The sequence below is a fragment of the Streptomyces sp. B21-083 genome (assembly GCF_036898825.1).
Lineage (GTDB): Bacteria > Actinomycetota > Actinomycetes > Streptomycetales > Streptomycetaceae > Streptomyces.
In genome coordinates this window covers 4,498,247-4,516,870 of sequence record NZ_JARUND010000001.1, presented here as the reverse complement: position 1 = coordinate 4,516,870, position 18,624 = coordinate 4,498,247, and the positions used below count along the sequence as shown (strand labels likewise).

The window sequence follows — 18,624 nt, the reverse complement described above, 5'->3', positions numbered from 1 at the left end:
GCAAAGAACGTACAAGACGCCGGGGAGCACCGGTCGGCAGTCTCAGACCATGAACGCACCGCACACAACCATCACCCCCACCCCCGAGCCCATCCGCTTCGACACCAAGATCGCCGTGGTCCTGCGCGAGGACCTGGAACCCTGGCAGCGACTGAACGTGACGGCGTTCCTGGTCAGCGGCCTCGGGACGACGGTCCCCGAGGTGATCGGCGAGCCGTACGAGGACGCGGACGGCACCCCGTACCTCCCGATGTTGCGTCAGCCGGTCCTCGTCTTCGAGGCCACGAAGGAGACCCTGAAGGCGGCGCACGGCCGGGCGGTGTCCCGGTCCCTGCCGTGCGCGGTCTTCACCTCCGACCTGTTCACCACCGGCAACGACCGGGACAACCGGGCGGCGGTACGGGCCGTGGGGGCGGCGGAGCTGGATGTGGTGGGGGTGGCGGTGTACGGGCCGAAGAACCCGGTGGACAAGGTGATCAAGGGTTCGCGGATGCACCCGTGACGGCTCCGGCGACGGGGGCCGCGTCGACGGGCGAGGGCTCATCGGCGAGGGGGGACTCCTCGGCGGATTCCGCCGCCGTCCCTTCCGCCGTCTCCTCCGCTGTCTCTTGATGACAACTTACGAGCGGGCCCCCACCGTCCGGTGGTCGGGCGGCCGAGCAGGGGATCAGAGCGTTCTATTACGCTCAGGGCATGGCCGACGCACCGTACAAGCTGATCCTCCTCCGCCACGGCGAGAGCGAATGGAACGCGAAGAACCTGTTCACCGGCTGGGTGGACGTCAACCTCACCGACAAGGGCGAGAAGGAGGCGGTCCGTGGCGGTGAGCTGCTCAAGGACGCCGGCCTGCTCCCCGACGTGCTCCACACCTCCCTCCAGCGGCGCGCGATCCGCACGGCCCAGCTCGCGCTGGAGTCCGCGGACCGCCACTGGATCCCCGTCCACCGCAGCTGGCGCCTGAACGAGCGCCACTACGGCGCCCTCCAGGGCAAGGACAAGGCCCAGACGCTCGCCGAGTTCGGCGAGGAGCAGTTCATGCTCTGGCGCCGCTCCTACGACACCCCGCCCCCGCCCCTTGAGGACGGCACGGAGTTCTCCCAGTCGGACGACCCCCGCTACGCGACGATCCCCCCGGAGCTGCGCCCCCGCACGGAGTGCCTGAAGGACGTCGTCGACCGCATGCTCCCGTACTGGTACGACGGCATCGTCCCCGACCTCCTGACCGGCCGTACGGTCCTGGTCGCGGCCCACGGCAACAGCCTCCGCGGCCTGGTCAAGCACCTGGACGGCATCTCCGACGAGGCGATCTCCGGCCTGAACATCCCGACGGGCATCCCCCTCGCCTACGAACTGGACGCCGACTTCAAGCCGCTGACCCCGGGCGGCACCTACCTCGACCCGGACGCGGCCGCGGCGGCGATCGAGGCGGTCAAGAACCAGGGCAAGAAGTAACGGGACGCCATCAAGCCCCCTACCAGCGGAAAATCCGCCGGTAGGGGGCTTGATGCTGTCCTGTGGCTTGGCGAGCTGTGTGGGAGCGTTACACCCCATCCGTCCAGTGGCGTTGCAGGCGGGCTACCGCGGCCTCCTTGGTCAGTTCGGACACGGTCTCCTCCGAGAGGCCGACACGGTGGATCAACAGATAGACCAGATCGGCCGGCAGCGACTCCTTGGGTGTGGATGGGGCTCCCCGGTCAGGGAGTTTCCCATCGACCACGCAGTCCCAGAACTCGCTTTCGGTGACGGCCAACTGGTCGCGAAGAATGTGGCTCCACAATGCGGCGCCGTAGGCAGTGCGATCGACAGGATGCGAAATGCGGGTCCGCAGGATGCGCCCGTCATGCAACGCCAACTCGTAGGTGACGTGGTGCGTACCGGTACGCCCGCGAGCGTCCCGGACTCGCTCCCACTCCTCGACGACACAGAACCGATCGTGATGCTCACGATCCGGTTGAGGTCGACTCACCGCTGCACTCCCACCAGCCAGTCCACAAGCTGACGGTCGTCACTTAGGGCAATCAGCTGCACCAACCCCCAATTGTCCTGATGATTGGGTGCCAGTCGCAGCCTTTCCTGCCAGTCGTCCGCATACTCCCGCAGGGCGTCGACCATCTCACTCAGGGCATCGTCAAAGGTTGATCCATCGGCCGCGACAGGAAGCCCGGGAATGAAGATCGACCATCCCCCTGCCTCCGCGACGACCTCGGCCTTGGACGAACACACCGAAGACAGGTAGTGGCGCAGCCGCTCAACATCCACAACCGCAGCGCACCCACTGGACCGACGCACGGTCGCGACCCGCCCTTCGTCTGCGGCGTCGAGAAGCTCCTTGAGGTGTGTACGCGCTTCGGTGTAGTTCTCGAAATGTACTGCGGACATGGCGACCTCCCGTAGGGCCTTGTGGAACCAGAGTGCCCCGAGCAGCTAAGTACGTCAAGTACGTGAAGTACTTAGTTGCCCTCTGTGATGGTTGAGGCCGACGGGGGGTGGCGGCAAGGCATAGGCGGGCGTGGTCGGGCGACGCACCCAAGACCCAGGGCAAGAAGAAGTAAGCCTGCAACTGTGAGCTGCCCCCGCCCCCGCGATTCCTACGCGGGGGCGGGGGTTTTTCGGTGCCCTCCGATACCGTCCCGGACCATGGCGAATGACGACGGTGTGCCCGAGAAGGTCGCGTGGGTTCATGTCCGGGGCGGCCGGGTGTTGGTGACGCGCAGTCATGGCAGGGATCGCTTCTACTTCCCCGGCGGGCATCGTGAACCGGGCGAGTCCGACAGCGAGACGCTGGTGCGGGAGATCGACGAGGAACTGCGGGCGGCGATCGACCCCGGGTCCATGGTGCACGTCGGCACGTTCGAGATCGGCGCGGGCCATCCGGAGCACGGGCCCTTCCGGATGATCTGTTACACCGCCGCTCACCAGGGCGAGCTGATCCCGGCGCGGGAGATCGCCGAGAAGGCGTGGTTCCGCTACGCCGACCGAAACCGGGTCTCGGCCGTCGACGCGATGGTCTTCGACGCGCTGCACGAGACCGGGCGGCTTTCCTGACCCCGTCCGGCCGCTCCCTCGCCTCTGCTCTCGCTGATCGGCAATGGCGTACAACCTCCCACCCGTCCCATCAGTCTGACGCGAGTGAAGCCACCACTTCACTCGTCAATCGTGGGGGAAACCACACCATGCGCATACGCGCCAAAGTCGCAGCCGTCACCGTCACCGCCACTGCCCTGAGCGCCGCTCTGGCCGTCACCGCTCTCGCCGCCCCGGCGGTCGCGGATGGGCAGGACGAAACGCCCACAAAGATCACGAACATCGATGTCAACCACAGCCGTGACTCCACCGTTGTCGTCGGGGCCGCCCTGAAAACCAGGTTCCTGATCTCCGCGACGGCCTACGACCCGTCGGGCATCCGGAGCGTGTCGTTCGAGTTGGAGCATCAGACGAACGCGGGGGAAGTCGACGGGCGTATCGCGCAGATCGGGCCCAGCCACTGCGTAAAGGTCGACGCGACCACGTCCAAGTGCGAGTCCGTCATGATCGCCGACCCGAACACGAACCTCTACACCAACGCCGTCGCCGGTGCCTGGGGCATCAATGTCGTGGCCGTCGACGGCCAGGGCGATGTCACCCGCGAAAACTACCTTCCGCTGGCACGCATCAAGCGCCAGACCCAACTGTCCCAGGCCGACGCCACCCCGGAGCCGGTGAAGAAGGGCAACGCCGTCACGGTCAAGGCCCGGATGCTTGTCGCCAGCTGGGAGCAGCACAAGGACGTGCCCCTCGTCGGGCATCAGGTGCTGCTCCAGTTCCGCACGGGCACGACCGGCGCCTTCAAGACGGTGCAGAAGGTCAAGACCGACCGGAACGGCTGGGCCAAGGGCACCGTGAAGGCCACGGTGGACGGCCAGTACCGCTACGACTTCGCGGGCACTTCCCTCACCCAGGCCCGGTCCGGCGCGGCCGACTTCGTCGACGTGAAGTGAGTCCGGCCCACTGAAGTGACCGTCCCTGCCCGCCACCCCGACGGGCAGGGGACCTGCGCCCCTCCGCTTCCTGCTCGTCGAGACCCGCTTCGGGGGTCCCTCTCCTGGGCATAACCGATGCCTGAACCCACGCCTGCGCGTGGGCAACTCCGTGGAGAGGCAAGCGAGATGGCGTACGCGGGGATGTCGCTCTACGGCATCAGCGACCAGCCCACAACGATGTTCGCGCACGTGCTCGGCGTGAAGGGCGTCGCGGTGGTGACCACCACCAACCGCGTCCAGCGACTGCCTCAGCGGCCCGAGCGGGGCAGCCGCACCGAGAGGATCACCTGCGAGGCCTGCCACTCGCGGTTCCAGTTAATCCTGCACAGCGTCGCCGTCACCAGAGGCAAGCGCGTCCGCTCCCTGGTCCTCGGCCTCCTGGGCGTCCCTCTCGGCGTGTTCCTGATCTGGCTCACCTTCAGCGTCGGCATCACCTCGGGCAACCCCCAGGAGGACAACACGACCGCGCCCTGGGCGATGTCGGCCTTCTTCGGCGGCCTGGTCCTCGCCGTCACAGGGCTGGCGGCGCTCATCATGAGCCGCAAGTACGACGGCGTGGACAAACTCCGCCGCCTCACCGAGGACGGCACCGCGTCCAGGCTGACCCGGGGGCACAAACTGATGTGAGCCCGGGTGGCCCCTACACCGCCAGTGGAACCGGATGGACCTCGTCGGCCTTGTGGCCCGCGCGCTCGTGCACGCGCTGGACCGCCTCCGCCGAGGGAGCCTCCGAGAGGCAGTAGACCGTGCCGGACTCGGGGTCCGCCCAGGCCTTCTCGAAGTGGACTCCCTCGTCCTTCTCGATGTCCAGGTCGGCCTGGTGGGCCTGGGTCAGCTGGTCGGCGGTGATGCCTTCCATGCCGTGGTGGACGTCCATGAACTGGGGCATGACGTCACACCTCCTATCCCTGATCCGGTCGCACTCCTGCTTCGTACGGCCTGCCTGCTCTCCATCTTCAGCCCGTACGGCCGCCCCGGCGAGCGCTGCCTACTCGAGCCCGATCTCTTTGCAGGCCGCCGCGTACTCCGGGGTGCAGATGTCCTGCACGGTGTAGACGCCGTCCTGGATCACGGTGTCCTTGATGTTCTCCTGCGTGAGAGCCACCACCGGCACCAGCATCGACGGGATCTTCTTCTCCGTCGGGCTGTCGACGCTGTCGCGGGTCAGCGCGTCGAACTCGATCGAGCGGCCCTGGACCTTGGCGACCGCCATCGACGCGGCGTTGTTGGCCTCCAGGATGAACGACTTGTAGACGCTCATGTACTGCTCACCCGTGACGATCCGCTGCACCGCCGCGAGGTCCGCGTCCTGCCCGGTCACCGGCGGGATCTTCGAGGCGCCCGCCTCCTTCAGCGCGTCGATGACCGCGCCGGCCATACCGTCGTTCGCCGAGTAGACGGCGGCGATGTTGTTCAGCCCGACCGTCCTGATCGCCGTCTCCATGTTGGCCTTGGCCACCTCGGGCAGCCAGTCCTTGGTGTTGTACGACGCCGCGATCTGGACCTTGCCCTGCAGTTCGTTCATCGCGCCGGTCTTGAACCGCCCCGTGTTCGGGTCCGTGAGCGAGCCGTTGATCATGACGATCTTGCTGGCCGCGGCCTTGGTACCGAGGGCCTCGACGATCGAACGGCCCTGCACCTCGCCGACCAGCTCGTTGTCGTGGGAGACGTACGCGTCGATCGGGCCTTCGGCGAGCCGGTCGTACGCGATGACCGGTATGTTCGCGTCGTGCGCCTTCTGGATGGCCGGCGCGATGGCCTTGGCGTCGATCGCATCCACCACGAGGACGTCCACCTTCTCGGCGATCATCTCCTCGAGCTGCCTGCTCTGCTTGCTCTCGTTCGCCTCGGCGTTGGCGTAGAGGACCTTGCCCTTGCCGCTGGTGAGGGTGCTGACCTGCTTCTTGAAGAGCGGGTAGTCGAACTTCTCGAACCGCTTCGTCTTCTTGTCGGGCAGCAGGAGACCCACCGTGATGTCGTCACCCTTCTTGGGCGCCGCGGAGCCGCTGCTGCCGCCTGCGCCGTCGATGACACCGCACGCGGCGAGCGAGAAGGCCGAGGCGGCGGCCGTCACCGCGATGGCGGTACGGCGCACGGCGGTCCGACGGGGGGTACGAGCGTTCACGGCAGGTGCCTTCCAGGGGGAACAGCATGACGAACCCAGATACAGATACGGAAGCCAACGCGGCGGCGGCACGTGACGTCAAGAAGTACCGGTTAACGAGATGGCAACAGGGTGCCTGTTGTGCATGGACAGTGCCTGAGCGTCAACTGGTGTGAAGTGTATGCCCGTTCACAGATGATCGAGGTCGGCTGCCGCCTCTCTGAACAGGGGTGGACGCCCCCTCCGCACACAAACCTCACACAAAAGGACCCCATCTCCCCAACGGAAGACAGGGTCCCTGTGAAGCCGCCGTTCTACGTGCGCGCCGTCAGCCGCACTGACAGGGGTTGCCCGACTGGCACCCGCACCCGCAGCCGGAGCCGCAACCGCAGGCGCCGAACAGGGGCAGGTTCTTGATGTCGGCGGGATGCTGCGTCTCGCGTTCCTGCGTCGGGTCGGGCGTGCTGGGGGTCTCGGCCATCGGGCCCTCCTGGAGAGCTGGTCCTGGAGACTGGTGCCTTCTCCCCATTGCATGCCCGCCGCGCCGGGCGCATCAACGGCGCACAGAGGCTCGGCCGTGCCCAAGGGCGTGCGGCCACCGGCGGCGGCCCGCGGGCTTACGCCCCCTCGGCCCCCGTGGGCGGCTGCACGTCCTGCTGCAGCTCGTCCGCGTGCTCACCCGTCACCAGGAACACCACCCGCTTGGCGACCGACACCGCGTGGTCCGCGAACCGCTCGTAGTAGCGGCCCAGCAGCGTCACGTCGACCGCGGTCTCGATGCCGTGCTTCCAGCGCTCGTCGATCAGGTGCCGGAAGAGCGTGCGGTGCAGCAGGTCCATCTCGTCGTCGTCCGTCTCCAGCTGCATCGCCAGATCGACGTCCTTGGTGATGATGACCTCGGCCGCCTTCGCCATCAGACGCTGCGCGAGCTGGCCCATCTCCAGGATCGTGGCGTGCAGGTCGCGCGGGACCGCACGATCCGGGAAACGCAGCCGCGCCAGCTTGGCGACATGCTGGGCGAGGTCGCCCGAGCGCTCCAGGTCGGCGCTCATCCGCAGCGAGGTGACGACGATCCGCAGATCCGTCGCCACCGGCTGCTGGCGGGCCAGCAGAGCTATCGCGCGGGCCTCCAGGTCGTGCTGGAGCTCGTCGACCTTGGCGTCGGCCTCGATGACACTTTCGGCCAGCTTCAGGTCGGCGTCCAGTATCGCCGTCGTGGCACGCCCGATCGCCGACCCGACGAGCCGGGCCATCTCGACCAGACCTTCGCCGATCGAGTCAAGTTCCTCGTGGTACGCGTCACGCATCAGGTGTCCCTCTCTTGACGTCCGTTCGGGGGCGAACAGCGGACCCCGTGACCCCCACGCTCCCACGTTCGGTCCTGCACGCGACGTTTTCCGCCCCGACAAATGAACCAATACTGGCTCCAAGGTGAACTCTGGGCGACGAGTGTTCGAGGTCGCACTCTCTTGGCTGTGGCCAGGTCGTATCCCATGCCTAACCTGGATGCATGGACGTGAACGCGGCGGTCGCCGCAGCGGCAGCGATCGCCGGGGTACTCACCGGTGTCATCGCCGTGCTGGCGTTCCGCTGGAGCGAGCGCGACCAGAAACGCCCCACCCGGACCTCCCTGCACACCGACCCGGTGCTACCGCCCGGCGTCGACACGGTGCTGTCCGTACTGCGGTCCTCGGCCGTCGTACTGGACGAGGCGGACGGCGTCGTGAAGGCCAGCTCGGCGGCGTACGCCCTCGGTCTGGTCCGTGGCGGAAAGCTTTCGGTGGAGCCGATGCTCCAGATGGCCCGGGACACCCGGCGCGACGGCGAGATACGCCAGGTCGAGCTGGACCTCCCCAGACGCGGCACCGGACGCGGCGAAGCCCTCGCGGTCTCCGCCCGCGTCGCCCCCCTCGGCTCGCGCCTGGTCCTCCTCCTCGTCGAGGACCTCACCGAGGCCCGCCGCATCGAGGCCGTACGGCGCGACTTCGTCGCCAACGTCAGCCATGAGCTCAAGACCCCCACCGGCGCCCTCTCCCTTCTCTCCGAGGCCGTCATGGGCGCCTCGGACGACCCGGAGGCCGTCGAGCGTTTCGCCGGCCGGATGCAGATCGAGGCGACCCGCCTCACCAGCCTCGTCCAGGAACTCATCGACCTCTCCCGGGTGCAGAACGACGACCCGCTGGAGGACGCCGAGCCCGTCCGCGTCGACGAACTCGTCGCCGAGGCCGTCGACCGGTGCCGCCACCAGGCCGGCACCAAGCACATCACCATGGCCGCCGGAGGCACCGCAGACCTGCGCGTCTGGGGCAACCGCGGCCAGCTCGCCGCCGCCCTCGGCAACCTCGTCGAGAACGCCGTGAACTACTCGCCCGCCGCCACCCGCGTCGGCATAGCGGCCCGCCGGGTGAACGCGCCGGGCGGCGACCTGATCGAGGTCGCCGTCACCGACCAGGGCATAGGCATCTCCGACAAGGACAAGGAGCGCATCTTCGAGCGCTTCTACCGCGTCGACCCCGCCCGCTCCCGCGCCACCGGCGGTACGGGGCTCGGCCTGGCGATCGTCAAGCACGTGGCCGCCTCGCACGGCGGAGAGGTCACGGTGTGGAGCTCCGAGGGTCAGGGCTCCACGTTCACCCTGCGCCTGCCGGAGGCGGTCAGTGGCCGCCGAGCCCGTGCGAACCGGCCGCACCTGTACGACCATGACTCCCACCCCGAGTCACTCCCAGACTCCGACCCCGACACCGGGGACGGACCGTCCGACCCCGGCGAAGAGGCCGACCGGACCACCGGTACATCCCCTTACGATCCGCTTCACGCCCCGGAGGTCCATCCGTGACCCGAGTGCTCGTCGTCGAGGATGAGGAATCCTTCTCCGACGCCCTTTCCTACATGCTCCGCAAGGAGGGTTTCGAGGTCGCCATCGCGGCCACCGGGCCCGACGGCCTCGACGAGTTCGAGCGCAACGGAGCCGACCTCGTCCTGCTCGACCTGATGCTGCCCGGCCTGCCCGGCACGGAGGTCTGCCGCCAGCTGCGCGTCAAGTCCAACGTCCCGGTGATCATGGTCACCGCCAAGGACAGCGAGATCGACAAGGTCGTCGGCCTGGAGATAGGGGCCGACGACTACGTCACCAAGCCCTTCTCCTCCCGCGAACTGGTCGCCCGTATCCGCGCCGTCCTGCGCCGCCGGGGCGAGCCCGAGGAGGTCACCCCGGCCGCCCTGGAGGCGGGCCCGGTCCGCATGGACGTCGACCGCCACGTGGTCACGGTCTCCGGCGGCAAGGTCGACCTCCCGCTCAAGGAGTTCGACCTGCTGGAGATGCTGCTGCGCAACGCCGGCCGCGTGCTGACCCGTATGCAGCTCATCGACCGGGTCTGGGGCGCCGACTACGTGGGCGACACCAAGACCCTCGACGTCCACGTCAAGCGCCTGCGCGCCAAGATCGAGCCGGACCCGGGCGCCCCCAGATACCTGGTCACGGTCCGCGGTCTCGGATACAAGTTCGAGCCGTAAACCGGCCCGCACACCCGGACGGCAAGCGTGTACGGCGAAGGGCGGGACCTCTACCCGGAGGTCCCGCCCTTCGCCGTACACGCGCGTGGCCGAAGGCCTTACTGGGCGGCCGACTCCGAGGTGCTCGGGGAAGCCCCGGCGGCAGGCGACCCGGACTCGCCGGACGGGCTCGGGGAACCGGACGCGGCCGGCTCGCCGGAGGCGGACGCGGAGGCGGAGGCGGACGGCGAGGCGGTGTCGGCCGGTGTCGCCGGGGCCGCGGTCGGGCCCCACGACGAGTAGTAGCCCGCCGCCGGGACGACGAACGCGCGCAGGCTCACGTCACCGGTCTTGCTGAACGTGAAGGTGACCTTCTGCGCGTTGCCGTCCTGGACCGCCTCACGGCTGTTCGGCAGCACCGCGGAGGCGTTGTTCTCGCCGCCGATGACGAGCGAGCTGTACGCCGGGATGCTCAGGCTGCCGCCCTTGGCGGGCGTCAGCTCGGCGGTCTTGCCCGTTCCGGGGACGGTGATCGACTCCAGCGTCTGGGCGGTCTTGCCGGTGTTGAACACCGTCGCGGAGACGGCGGCCGGCCCGGTCGACGTCAGCTCCGACGGGGTGATGACGACGACGTTCTGCAGCTTGATGGTGCCGACGGTCATGGCCGCGTTGTCCGGCTTGACCTCCAGCGTCTGGGCGTTGTTTCCGGCTGCGCACCCGGCGAGCGTGGCGACCGAGAACGCGAGGGCGGATGCGGCGAGGGCGCCGCGTCGAAGGCTGCTGCTCACGGCGGCGGCAACTCCTTGGGAACGCACGGGCAGCTCCTTATAAAGCCGCCCTAAGTGACTGTCAGCGGCCTTAGGTTACCGAGCCGTTCCCGTGCCACCGCACCCGACCCGCCTCTAGCTGTCACCGGGGACGCCGTCTCGGGAGAGCGCGGCTGCCCCGGGAGCCACTTTTGACCCTCTCCCGGGGCACGACAGTCCCGCATTCACATAACTGCCGCCGGCAAACAGAGTTACCGGCTCGCGGATTTCCGGTGAAGGAATGAACGGCACCCGAAAATTGATCACCCGTAGATCATCTGCTGGGGTCAACCGCTTGATCATCCGGCGGGACATCAACTGGCGTGATCAATTCCGGATTCGCCCCGCACCCGACTCCGCTCACCGAACGGAGTAGCGGAAGTCGCACACATGGAAGCGGACATAACCGGATGTTTGGTCGCCTGTCGGGGCCTCCGGGTGAGTGTGACGGCCGGGTTTCGCTTCGTTCGGAGAGCCGCTCCGACCTGCGAATACCCCTGCCGCGCTCACTCCGGCGGCCCTTCCGAAGCACGTTCCTGTTGCACTTGTCAAGCCCCGAGATATGCTCTGACCTGCGAAAACGCCATTCAGAAGCTGCCGTTTCCGTGTTACCCTGGATAGCCACGGAAGGGGTACCTGTCACATGACGTTCAAGGTTGGCGACACCGTGGTCTATCCCCATCACGGGGCCGCGCTGATCGAGGCCATCGAAACTCGCCAGATCAAAGGCGTGGACAAGACCTACTTGGTGCTGAAGGTCGCCCAGGGTGACCTCACTGTACGTGTGCCAGCGGACAATGCGGAGTTCGTCGGCGTACGTGATGTGGTTGGTCAGGAAGGGCTGGACCGGGTCTTCGAGGTCCTGCGCGCTCCGTATGCCGAGGAGCCCACGAACTGGTCGCGTCGTTACAAGGCAAATCTGGAGAAGCTCGCCTCCGGTGATGTCATCAAGGTCGCGGAAGTCGTACGTGACCTGTGGCGTCGTGAGCGTGAGCGCGGACTGTCCGCCGGTGAGAAGCGCATGCTCGCCAAGGCTCGCCAGATCCTGGTGAGCGAGCTCGCGCTCGCGGAGAACACGAACGAGGACAAGGCCGAGGCACTGCTCGACGAGGTGCTCGCGTCCTGACTCTGACCTGAACGCGCAGGCCCTGAAAAGCCCGCTCACTCAGCTCAAGCAGCACACTGAAATGCCGCGGTGCCCGATGACGTATCCAATGTCGCCGGGCGCTGCGGCATGTTCGTGCCCGGAATCCGTGCCATCTGTCCGAGCCACGTATCCGAGACACCACGGACGCCGGGAACAGGCGCCGTCAGCGGATTTCCTACGGGCAGTGGATTCTCCGCGGTCACGGATCCCCGCGGTCTGCCAGTAGCACTGAAGTACCGATACTTGAGTACTGATACCTGCTGTGCCGGGCCCGGAGCAGACTCGACCGGAAGTCACGGAAGGGTCCGACCGAGGCTCGCGCCCGGCACTCCTCCAGGCCATACCCACGAGGGCTCGGCACACAAACCTGACAGGAACCGATGTCTGACGAATCGCGCCCCACACCGCCCGGGGCACGTACGGCCGCCGTGATTCCGGCCGCCGGCCGGGGCGTACGCCTCGGCCCGGGAGCACCCAAAGCGCTTCGCGCGCTGAACGGCACGCCCATGCTCATCCACGCGGTGCGCGCGATGGCCGCGTCCCGGGCGGTCTCCCTGGTCGTCGTCGTGGCCCCGCCGGACGGCGCCGCCGAGGTGAAGACCCTCCTCGACACCCACGCGCTGCCCGAACGCACCGATTTCCTGGTCGTACCCGGAGGCGAGTCCAGACAGGATTCGGTGAGACTCGGCCTGGACGCCCTGCCGCCCGGCATCGACATCGTCCTCGTGCACGACGCCGCCCGCCCACTGGTACCGGTGGACACCGTCGACGCGGTCATCGAGGCGGTACGGGACGGCGCGCAGGCCGTGGTTCCCGCCCTGCCGCTCGCGGACACCGTCAAAGAGGTCGAACCGGCCACGACACCCGGCGAACCGGAACCGGTGCTCGCCACGCCGGAACGGGCGCGACTGCGAGCGGTCCAGACCCCGCAGGGCTTCGCGATCGACACACTCGTACGGGCCCACGAGACGGTGACCGAGAACGTCACCGACGACGCGAGCATGGTCGAACAGTTGGGCCTGCGGGTCGTGGTCGTGCCCGGCCACGAGGAGGCGTTCAAGGTGACCAGGCCGCTGGATCTCGTGCTCGCGGAAGCGGTACTGGCCCGCAGGAGGCTCAACGATGGCTTCTGACCAGACGTCAGGACCTTCCGCACCCTCCGCACCCTTCGCGGCGGGGCCGGTGCTGCCACAGGTGGGCATCGGTACCGACATCCACGCCTTCGAGGAGGGCCGGGAACTGTGGTGCGCCGGCCTGAGGTGGGAGGGCGAGGGGACGGGACTCGCGGGCCACTCCGACGCCGACGTCGTCGCCCACGCGGCGTGCAACGCCCTGTTCTCGGCGGCCGGACTCGGCGACCTGGGACAGCACTTCGGCACCGGCCGCCCCGAGTGGTCCGGCGCGTCCGGGGTGGCACTGCTGACGGAGGCCGCCCGGATCGTACGGACGGCGGGGTTCACCATCGGCAACGTGGCCGTGCAGGTCATCGGGCCCCGTCCGAAGATCGGGAAGCGGCGCGACGAAGCACAGAAGGTGCTGTCGGAGGCGGTCGGCGCACCGGTCTCCGTCTCCGGCGCGACGACGGACGGCCTCGGCTTCCCGGGACGCGAAGAGGGCCTGATGGCGGTGGCCACGGCACTGGTGGTCCGTACGGGCTGAACTCGCGGAATTCGCCCCAGGCTCCAGGGAACGCCGTAGGGGTCGGATTTTTGTGCACAAGGGTCGCGGGGCACTGGTGTGGGGCCACTACCCTGGACCCGTGACCATTCGCCTGTACGACACCAACGCCCGGCAGATCCGTGACTTCGCCCCGCTCACACCGGGTTGTGTCTCGATCTACCTCTGTGGCGCCACCGTGCAGGCCGCTCCCCACATCGGGCACATCCGGTCGGGGCTCAACTTCGACATCCTGCGCCGCTGGTTCACCTACCGCGGGTACGACGTCACCTTCGTCCGCAACGTCACCGACATCGACGACAAGATCATCAGGAAGGCCGCCGAACAGGGCCGCCCCTGGTGGTCCATCGGCTTCGAGAACGAGCGGGCCTTCAACGACGGCTACAGCGCGCTCGGCTGCCTGCCCCCGACCTACGAGCCGCGTGCCACCGGGCACGTGACCGAGATGGTCGAGATGATGCGCGGGCTCATCGAGCGCGGACACGCGTACGAGGCCGACGGGAACGTCTACTTCGACGTGCGCTCCTTCCCCGGCTACCTGGAGCTGTCCAACCAGGAACTCGACAACCTGCTCCAGCCCTCCGGGGACGGCGAGACCGGCAAGCGAGACCCCCGTGACTTCGCCATGTGGAAGTCCGCCAAGCCCGGCGAGCCGACCTGGGAGACGCCCTGGGGCCGGGGTCGGCCCGGCTGGCACCTGGAGTGCTCGGCCATGGCGCACAAGTACCTGGGGTCCGCCTTCGACATCCACGGCGGCGGACTCGACCTGATCTTCCCGCACCACGAGAACGAGATCGCCCAGGCCAAGGCCTTCGGCGACGACTTCGCCACGTACTGGCTGCACAACGCCTGGGTCACCATGAGCGGCGAGAAGATGTCGAAATCCCTCGGCAACTCCGTCCTCGTCAGCGAGATGGTCAAGACCTGGCGGCCCATCGTCCTGCGCTACTACCTCGGCACCCCGCACTACCGCTCGATGATCGAGTACAGCGAGGACGCCCTGCGCGAGGCCGAGTCGGCGTTCGCCCGGATCGAGGGCTTCGTACAGCGAGTCGTCGAGAAGGCCGGCGGAGTCGTCGAGCCGTCCGCCGAGGTGCCGCCCGCCTTCGCCGAGGCCATGGACGACGACCTGGGCGTGCCGCAGGCCCTCGCCATCGTCCACACCACCGTCAGGCAGGGCAACTCCGCCCTCGCCGCCGACGACAAGGAAGCCGCCGTGGCCCGCCTCGCCGAGGTGCGCGCCATGCTCGGCGTCCTCGGACTCGACCCGCTCGACCCGCACTGGGCCGGCGACGTCGGTGACCGCGGCGAAGATCTGCACGGCGTCGTCGACAGCCTCGTGCGACTCGTCCTCGACCAGCGCGAGGCCGCCCGCGGGCGCAAGGACTGGGGCACCGCGGACGCCATCCGCGATCAGCTCAACCAGTCCGGCCTCGTCATCGAGGACGGTCCGCAGGGACCCCGCTGGACCCTCGGCCCCCGCTAGGCCAGACAGCGGTCGCGGGGCCGGTGGTAAAGTCGAGGGGCGCGTAGCGAGAACCAAGCACGCGCAGGAAGTCGCACAGCTTGTAGTCGCACCCGGGCTGGTTTCAACCCGGCTGGTGCCGATCGCGTCAGACTCGATCGCTTGCCGAGCGAACGAGCAGCGTGAGCCAGGAATCCCTCTCACCCGTGAGAGGGAGGATTCAAACAGACAGGTAGGTCATGGCCGCCTCAAACAACCGTCGCATGTCCGGCAAGAAGGGCGCGCAGGTCGGCAGTGGCGGCCAGCGGCGCCGGGGGCTCGAGGGCAAGGGCCCGACGCCGCCCGCCGAGGTGCGCAAGGGACACAAGAAGAACCGTATTGCCGGTGCCAAGGCCAAGCAGATCCAGCGGCGACCCGCACCCAAGGGACGCGGCGGGAAGGCGTCCTCCGAACTCGTCGTCGGGCGCAACTCGGTCGTCGAGGCGCTCCGCGAAGGCGTCCCGGCCACCATGCTCTACGTCCAGCAGTTCATCGACAACGACGAACGCGTGCGCGAAGCGCTCCAGCTGGCCGCCGACCGCGGCGGCATCCACCTGATGGAAGCCCCCCGCCCCGAGCTCGACCGCATGACCAACGGCCTCAACCACCAGGGCCTCGTGCTCCAGGTCCCGCCGTACGTGTACGCGCACCCCGAGGACCTCGCCAACGCCGCCTACGACAACGGCGTGGACCCCCTCATCGTCGTCCTCGACGGTGTCACCGACCCGCGCAACCTCGGCGCCGTCGTCCGCTCCGTCTCCGCCTTCGGCGGCCACGGCGTCGTCGTGCCCGAGCGGCGCGCCGCCGGCATGACCGCGGGCGCCTGGAAGACCTCCGCCGGCGCCGCCGCCCGTACACCCGTCGCCCGGGCCACCAATCTGACGCGCACCCTGGAGGCGTACCAGAAGGCCGGCATCGTCGTCGTCGGTCTCGCCGCCGACGGGGGCGCCGAACTCGGCGACCTGCCCGCCCTCGGCGGACCCGTCGTCATCGTCGTCGGCAGCGAGGGCAAGGGGCTCTCCCGACTGGTCGGGGAGACCTGCGACCACCTCGTACGGATCCCGATGCCCGGCGGCACCGAGTCCCTCAACGCCGGTGTCGCGGCCGGGATCGTGCTCTACGAAGCGGCCCGCCGACGCGCCTGAACACGCGTGCATGGCGTCACCCGTACGGGGGAATCCGGGCGGGTGACGTGACCTTGACGCGGCCCGGACACATCCGCCAAGTCAAAGCAGTGTCCTAACCTCACGTCACTCGGTTAGATGAGCGTGGACACCAGAACACCCCGCACACCCACGGGGGACCGCTCGTCGGGATACGACGACGCTCCCGCGCTGAGCATGGTGAAGGTGCCGAGCGATCCGGCGCAGGTCATCGTCAACCATGCGAGCTTCCGCGTGCAGTTGGGGGCCTCGACGCGGCGGGCGGCACCGTCGTCCCGCGTCGCCCGGCACCTCGGCGCCTCCGAGGACACGGCGCGCATCCCCGTCGCAGGCGCCGGCGGCGCCACGGCCGTCCGACGCCGGGCACCCGTCGTCTGGAGCGGGAAGTCGGCGCCCGACGACACCGGCGCACACCGCCTGCTCCAGGCCGTACGGGGCTCCAGCGTGCGCCACGGCGAACAGCCGTCGGCCGCCGATGCCGGAGCGACCCAGGTCATCCCCCGTATCGACGACGAACTCGACTACGCCGGCAGCACCCTCGACCAGACCGTCGAGACACCCATCGTCGGAAGCCAGCGCACCCACGGCTCCGACCCCGACACCGGCCGCCTCCTCCCCAACATGCGCACCACCGGCAGCGCATACGAGGAAGCCAGGTACGGCGACTCCGGATACGGCCAACCCGGCTACGTCGACGACGAGTTCGGCGACGAAGCCTACGAGCGGGACGCCGACGGACGCCGGACCGGAGCCAGGCGCCACTCCAACGACTCCGTACGGCACGCCTATTACCCCGGGCGCCGGATGAACCTCGGCGTCGTCCTGCTCCCGCTCCGCATCTTCCTCGGCTTCATCTCCATCTACGCCGGCATGGGCAAGCTCTGCGACCCCGTCTACTTCGACGGCGGCAAACGCGGCTCCATGATGAAGTGGCTCAACACCCTTCACCCCTGGGAAGTCGCCGAACCCCTGAGGCAGTTCGCCCTCCAGCACCCCGTCGGCTCCGGGCTCGTCATCGCCTTCCTCCAGGTCATCGTGGGCGTCCTCACGGTCCTGGGCCTGTGGCAGCGGGTCGCCGCGGTCGGCGGCGCCCTGCTCTCCGCCGCACTGCTCCTCACCGTCAGCTGGAAGAGCGTCCCCGTCTACGACGCCCCCGACATCATCTACCTGGCCGCCTGGTCGCCGCTGATCATCGCCGGCGCCCCCGTCTACTCCATCGACGGCCGCCTCGCCGGCAGCGCCTGGCGCCGACTCGGCCCCCGTACGGACATCTGGGAGCTGCGGGCCTACGTCCTGCGCCGCGGCGCCCTCGTCACGGCCGTCGTCATCGGACTCACGCTCCTCATCGGCTCACTCCTCGGCGGCGCCGTCCGCGACTCCGACCGCGTGGTCGTCCCCGGCCCCGGCGAGGCGCCGCGCAACCAACTCCCCGGCTCCCCGCTCCCCGAGCAGTCCGGCGGCGAACACCGCGCCTCGAAGAGCCCCTCGACGGCCACCAAGTCCCCGACGCAGAAAGCCACTTCGGCCAGCCCCACGACCGGCGACGCCGCGACCACCCCCGGCGAGGCCCGCGAGAGCGGCAGCGTCACCGGAAGCCGGCCCAGTCAGACCCAGGGCAGCGCCGGCCAGGCCCCGCCGCAGCAGACCACCCCGGCCCAGCAGGCGCCCAGCACCAGCTCCGGACCGTCCTCGTCGGGCGGCGGCACGGGCACCCCGGGCGGCACCAACGGCGGCTCCACGGGCGGCAGCACCGGAGGCACCGGCGACGGCAGCACCGGCGGCTCCTCCACGGGCCAGCCGGGCCTGGTGGGCGGCCTCCTGGGCTAGCGACAACCCGCCTGCCCGGTAAGGGCGGTTACGTGAGTGGGGTCCCGCGCTGTGACAGCGCGGGACCCCACTCACGTACCTACATCCCCTACCTACAACGGCCTTTGGTGAACCTCCGGGCTCAACGGCCCAGCGTCGCCAGCTCCTTCGCGGCCTCCGTGAGGTCCTTCGCGGTGTCGATGGCACGCCAGTAGGCGCCGTGCGGGATCGGGAAACCGGCCAGGCGGAGTTCACGGGCCAGATGCGGGAACGTCGTACGTTCGTGATCACCGCGTTCCGGGAGCAGGGCGGCGAACTCGGGGGAGAACACGTACACGCCCGCGTTGATCTCGAAGGTCGACGGAGGGGACTCTATGAAGTCCGTGATGTGACCGAACCCGTCCGTCTGGACCGCGCCCCACGGCAGCCGCGGACGGGCCAGAGCGAGGGTCGCGACGGCGTCCCGCTCGGCGTGGAAGTCGGCCATCTCGCGCAGCGAGAAACGGGTCCAGATGTCACCGTTGGTCGCGTACCAGGGCTGGTCAGGGGCCGGGAGGTGCGCGGCGGCGTACTTGAGACCACCGCCACGGCCCAGGGGCTCGGTCTCGACGACCGTCGTGACGTTCAGCGGCAGATCGGCCGTCTCCAGCCACTTCTGCAGCACCTCGGCGAGATGGCCACAGCTGACCACCACGTCCGTCACGCCCTCCTCGGCGAGCCAGACGAGCTGATGGCCGATGATCGGCGTCCCCGTGCCGGGGATCTCGACCATCGGCTTGGGCCGGTCATCGGTGTACGGGCGAAGCCGGGAGCCCTGGCCGCCGGCGAGGACCACGGCCTGAGTGGGGCGCGACGTGGCGTTCGGATCGGTCATATTCGAACTGTACGGGGCGCTCCGCGGGTTCG

General features: G+C 68.8%; 21 protein-coding genes. 13 read left to right on the top strand and 8 right to left on the bottom strand.

Going from position 1 to position 18,624, the window contains the following annotated elements; genetic code table 11:
* Positions 1–49 precede the first annotated feature (49 nt).
* Positions 50–502 carry a DUF2000 family protein gene (locus tag QA861_RS20200; protein ID WP_334589733.1) on the top strand — a complete coding sequence of 151 codons (453 nt, stop codon included), beginning with the start codon at positions 50–52 and terminating at the stop codon, positions 500–502.
* Between the two features lie 191 nt (positions 503–693).
* Positions 694–1,452, top strand: coding sequence for a phosphoglyceromutase (locus QA861_RS20195; protein WP_334589732.1), 759 nt, complete (start codon positions 694–696; stop codon positions 1,450–1,452).
* Positions 1,453–1,540: 88 nt separating this feature from the next.
* On the opposite strand, the gene QA861_RS20190 is transcribed toward QA861_RS20195, so the two are convergent.
* Positions 1,541–1,966: a cytotoxic translational repressor of toxin-antitoxin stability system gene (locus QA861_RS20190; RefSeq protein WP_334589730.1), complete on the bottom strand. Its 426-nt coding sequence runs from the start codon at positions 1,964–1,966 to the stop codon at positions 1,541–1,543.
* Positions 1,963–2,379: a RelB antitoxin-like protein gene (locus QA861_RS20185; protein WP_334589729.1), complete on the bottom strand. Its 417-nt coding sequence runs from the start codon at positions 2,377–2,379 to the stop codon at positions 1,963–1,965. Before QA861_RS20185 ends, QA861_RS20190 begins: the two co-directional genes overlap by 4 nt.
* A 258-nt stretch (positions 2,380–2,637) precedes the next feature.
* On the opposite strand from QA861_RS20185, the gene QA861_RS20180 reads away from it, so the two are divergent.
* The 3 genes from QA861_RS20180 (at position 2,638) to QA861_RS20170 (ending at position 4,646) form a co-directional block, all read left to right on the top strand.
* Positions 2,638–3,045, top strand: coding sequence for an NUDIX hydrolase (locus QA861_RS20180; RefSeq protein WP_334589728.1), 408 nt, complete (start codon positions 2,638–2,640; stop codon positions 3,043–3,045).
* A gap of 128 nt (positions 3,046–3,173) precedes the next feature.
* Positions 3,174–3,977, top strand: coding sequence for a hypothetical protein (locus QA861_RS20175; protein WP_334589727.1), 804 nt, complete (start codon positions 3,174–3,176; stop codon positions 3,975–3,977).
* Positions 3,978–4,145: 168 nt separating this feature from the next.
* Positions 4,146–4,646 carry a hypothetical protein gene (locus QA861_RS20170; protein WP_334589726.1) on the top strand — a complete coding sequence of 167 codons (501 nt, stop codon included), beginning with the start codon at positions 4,146–4,148 and terminating at the stop codon, positions 4,644–4,646.
* Between the two features lie 13 nt (positions 4,647–4,659).
* Here QA861_RS20170 and QA861_RS20165 read toward each other — a convergent pair whose 3' ends face one another.
* From QA861_RS20165 to phoU, 4 genes are all read right to left on the bottom strand, one after another.
* Positions 4,660–4,908: an SCO4226 family nickel-binding protein gene (locus QA861_RS20165; RefSeq protein WP_334589725.1), complete on the bottom strand. Its 249-nt coding sequence runs from the start codon at positions 4,906–4,908 to the stop codon at positions 4,660–4,662.
* A 99-nt stretch (positions 4,909–5,007) separates the two neighbouring features.
* Positions 5,008–6,144, bottom strand: a complete 1,137-nt coding sequence (locus tag QA861_RS20160; protein ID WP_334589724.1) for a sugar ABC transporter substrate-binding protein — start codon at positions 6,142–6,144, stop codon at positions 5,008–5,010.
* A gap of 307 nt (positions 6,145–6,451) precedes the next feature.
* A complete protein-coding gene (locus QA861_RS20155) occupies positions 6,452–6,604 on the bottom strand; it encodes a hypothetical protein (protein WP_319097165.1) in 153 nt (50 codons plus the stop codon).
* 136 nt (positions 6,605–6,740) lie between these two features.
* On the bottom strand, positions 6,741–7,430 hold the full coding sequence (gene phoU, locus QA861_RS20150) for a phosphate signaling complex protein PhoU (protein ID WP_334589723.1): 690 nt from the start codon (positions 7,428–7,430) through the stop codon (positions 6,741–6,743).
* Between the two features lie 203 nt (positions 7,431–7,633).
* Between phoU and phoR the strand changes: the two genes are divergently transcribed.
* Complete coding sequence (gene phoR / locus QA861_RS20145; protein WP_334589722.1) at positions 7,634–8,959, top strand: two-component system sensor histidine kinase PhoR; 1,326 nt, start codon at positions 7,634–7,636, stop codon at positions 8,957–8,959.
* Positions 8,960–8,964: 5 nt separating this feature from the next.
* Positions 8,965–9,636 carry a two-component system response regulator PhoP gene (phoP, locus tag QA861_RS20140; RefSeq protein ID WP_475976412.1) on the top strand — a complete coding sequence of 224 codons (672 nt, stop codon included), beginning with the start codon at positions 8,965–8,967 and terminating at the stop codon, positions 9,634–9,636.
* Positions 9,637–9,734: 98 nt separating this feature from the next.
* Here the strand turns inward: phoP and QA861_RS20135 are convergent, their stop codons facing one another.
* Positions 9,735–10,403 carry a copper chaperone PCu(A)C domain-containing protein gene (locus QA861_RS20135; RefSeq protein ID WP_334589721.1) on the bottom strand — a complete coding sequence of 223 codons (669 nt, stop codon included), beginning with the start codon at positions 10,401–10,403 and terminating at the stop codon, positions 9,735–9,737.
* 661 nt (positions 10,404–11,064) lie between these two features.
* Here QA861_RS20135 and QA861_RS20130 point away from each other — a divergent pair.
* From QA861_RS20130 to QA861_RS20105, 6 genes are all read left to right on the top strand, one after another.
* Complete coding sequence (locus tag QA861_RS20130; protein WP_006380568.1) at positions 11,065–11,547, top strand: CarD family transcriptional regulator; 483 nt, start codon at positions 11,065–11,067, stop codon at positions 11,545–11,547.
* Positions 11,548–11,948: 401 nt separating this feature from the next.
* The gene (gene ispD, locus QA861_RS20125) at positions 11,949–12,701 is read left to right on the top strand and encodes a 2-C-methyl-D-erythritol 4-phosphate cytidylyltransferase (RefSeq protein WP_334589720.1); all 753 of its coding nucleotides are present in this window, start codon (positions 11,949–11,951) and stop codon (positions 12,699–12,701) included.
* The gene (ispF, locus tag QA861_RS20120; protein ID WP_334589719.1) at positions 12,691–13,227 is read left to right on the top strand and encodes a 2-C-methyl-D-erythritol 2,4-cyclodiphosphate synthase; all 537 of its coding nucleotides are present in this window, start codon (positions 12,691–12,693) and stop codon (positions 13,225–13,227) included. Before ispD ends, ispF begins: the two co-directional genes overlap by 11 nt.
* Before the next feature lie 100 nt (positions 13,228–13,327).
* A complete protein-coding gene (cysS, locus tag QA861_RS20115) occupies positions 13,328–14,731 on the top strand; it encodes a cysteine--tRNA ligase (protein ID WP_334589718.1) in 1,404 nt (467 codons plus the stop codon).
* Between the two features lie 218 nt (positions 14,732–14,949).
* Entirely contained in the window at positions 14,950–15,894 is a 945-nt protein-coding gene (gene rlmB / locus QA861_RS20110) for a 23S rRNA (guanosine(2251)-2'-O)-methyltransferase RlmB (protein WP_334589717.1), read from the top strand.
* 117 nt (positions 15,895–16,011) lie between these two features.
* Positions 16,012–17,739, top strand: a complete 1,728-nt coding sequence (locus QA861_RS20105) for a DoxX family membrane protein (protein WP_334589716.1) — start codon at positions 16,012–16,014, stop codon at positions 17,737–17,739.
* Positions 17,740–17,860: 121 nt separating this feature from the next.
* On the opposite strand, the gene QA861_RS20100 is transcribed toward QA861_RS20105, so the two are convergent.
* Complete coding sequence (locus QA861_RS20100) at positions 17,861–18,592, bottom strand: nucleotidyltransferase family protein (protein WP_334589715.1); 732 nt, start codon at positions 18,590–18,592, stop codon at positions 17,861–17,863.
* Positions 18,593–18,624 lie beyond the last annotated feature (32 nt).

What these genes read in the sequence shown, in the direction of transcription:
- QA861_RS20200 (WP_334589733.1), top strand. Translation starts at nt 50, where the DNA reads ATGAACGCACCGCACACAACCATCACCCCCACCCCCGAGCCCATCCGC.
- QA861_RS20195 (WP_334589732.1), top strand. Translation starts at nt 694, where the DNA reads ATGGCCGACGCACCGTACAAGCTGATCCTCCTCCGCCACGGCGAGAGC.
- QA861_RS20185 (WP_334589729.1), bottom strand. Translation starts at nt 2,379, where the DNA reads ATGTCCGCAGTACATTTCGAGAACTACACCGAAGCGCGTACACACCTC.
- QA861_RS20180 (WP_334589728.1), top strand. Translation starts at nt 2,638, where the DNA reads ATGGCGAATGACGACGGTGTGCCCGAGAAGGTCGCGTGGGTTCATGTC.
- QA861_RS20175 (WP_334589727.1), top strand. Translation starts at nt 3,174, where the DNA reads ATGCGCATACGCGCCAAAGTCGCAGCCGTCACCGTCACCGCCACTGCC.
- QA861_RS20170 (WP_334589726.1), top strand. Translation starts at nt 4,146, where the DNA reads ATGGCGTACGCGGGGATGTCGCTCTACGGCATCAGCGACCAGCCCACA.
- QA861_RS20165 (WP_334589725.1), bottom strand. Translation starts at nt 4,908, where the DNA reads ATGCCCCAGTTCATGGACGTCCACCACGGCATGGAAGGCATCACCGCC.
- QA861_RS20155 (WP_319097165.1), bottom strand. Translation starts at nt 6,604, where the DNA reads ATGGCCGAGACCCCCAGCACGCCCGACCCGACGCAGGAACGCGAGACG.
- phoU (WP_334589723.1), bottom strand. Translation starts at nt 7,430, where the DNA reads ATGCGTGACGCGTACCACGAGGAACTTGACTCGATCGGCGAAGGTCTG.
- phoR (WP_334589722.1), top strand. Translation starts at nt 7,634, where the DNA reads ATGGACGTGAACGCGGCGGTCGCCGCAGCGGCAGCGATCGCCGGGGTA.
- QA861_RS20130 (WP_006380568.1), top strand. Translation starts at nt 11,065, where the DNA reads ATGACGTTCAAGGTTGGCGACACCGTGGTCTATCCCCATCACGGGGCC.
- ispD (WP_334589720.1), top strand. Translation starts at nt 11,949, where the DNA reads ATGTCTGACGAATCGCGCCCCACACCGCCCGGGGCACGTACGGCCGCC.
- ispF (WP_334589719.1), top strand. Translation starts at nt 12,691, where the DNA reads ATGGCTTCTGACCAGACGTCAGGACCTTCCGCACCCTCCGCACCCTTC.
- rlmB (WP_334589717.1), top strand. Translation starts at nt 14,950, where the DNA reads ATGGCCGCCTCAAACAACCGTCGCATGTCCGGCAAGAAGGGCGCGCAG.
- QA861_RS20105 (WP_334589716.1), top strand. Translation starts at nt 16,012, where the DNA reads ATGAGCGTGGACACCAGAACACCCCGCACACCCACGGGGGACCGCTCG.
- QA861_RS20100 (WP_334589715.1), bottom strand. Translation starts at nt 18,592, where the DNA reads ATGACCGATCCGAACGCCACGTCGCGCCCCACTCAGGCCGTGGTCCTC.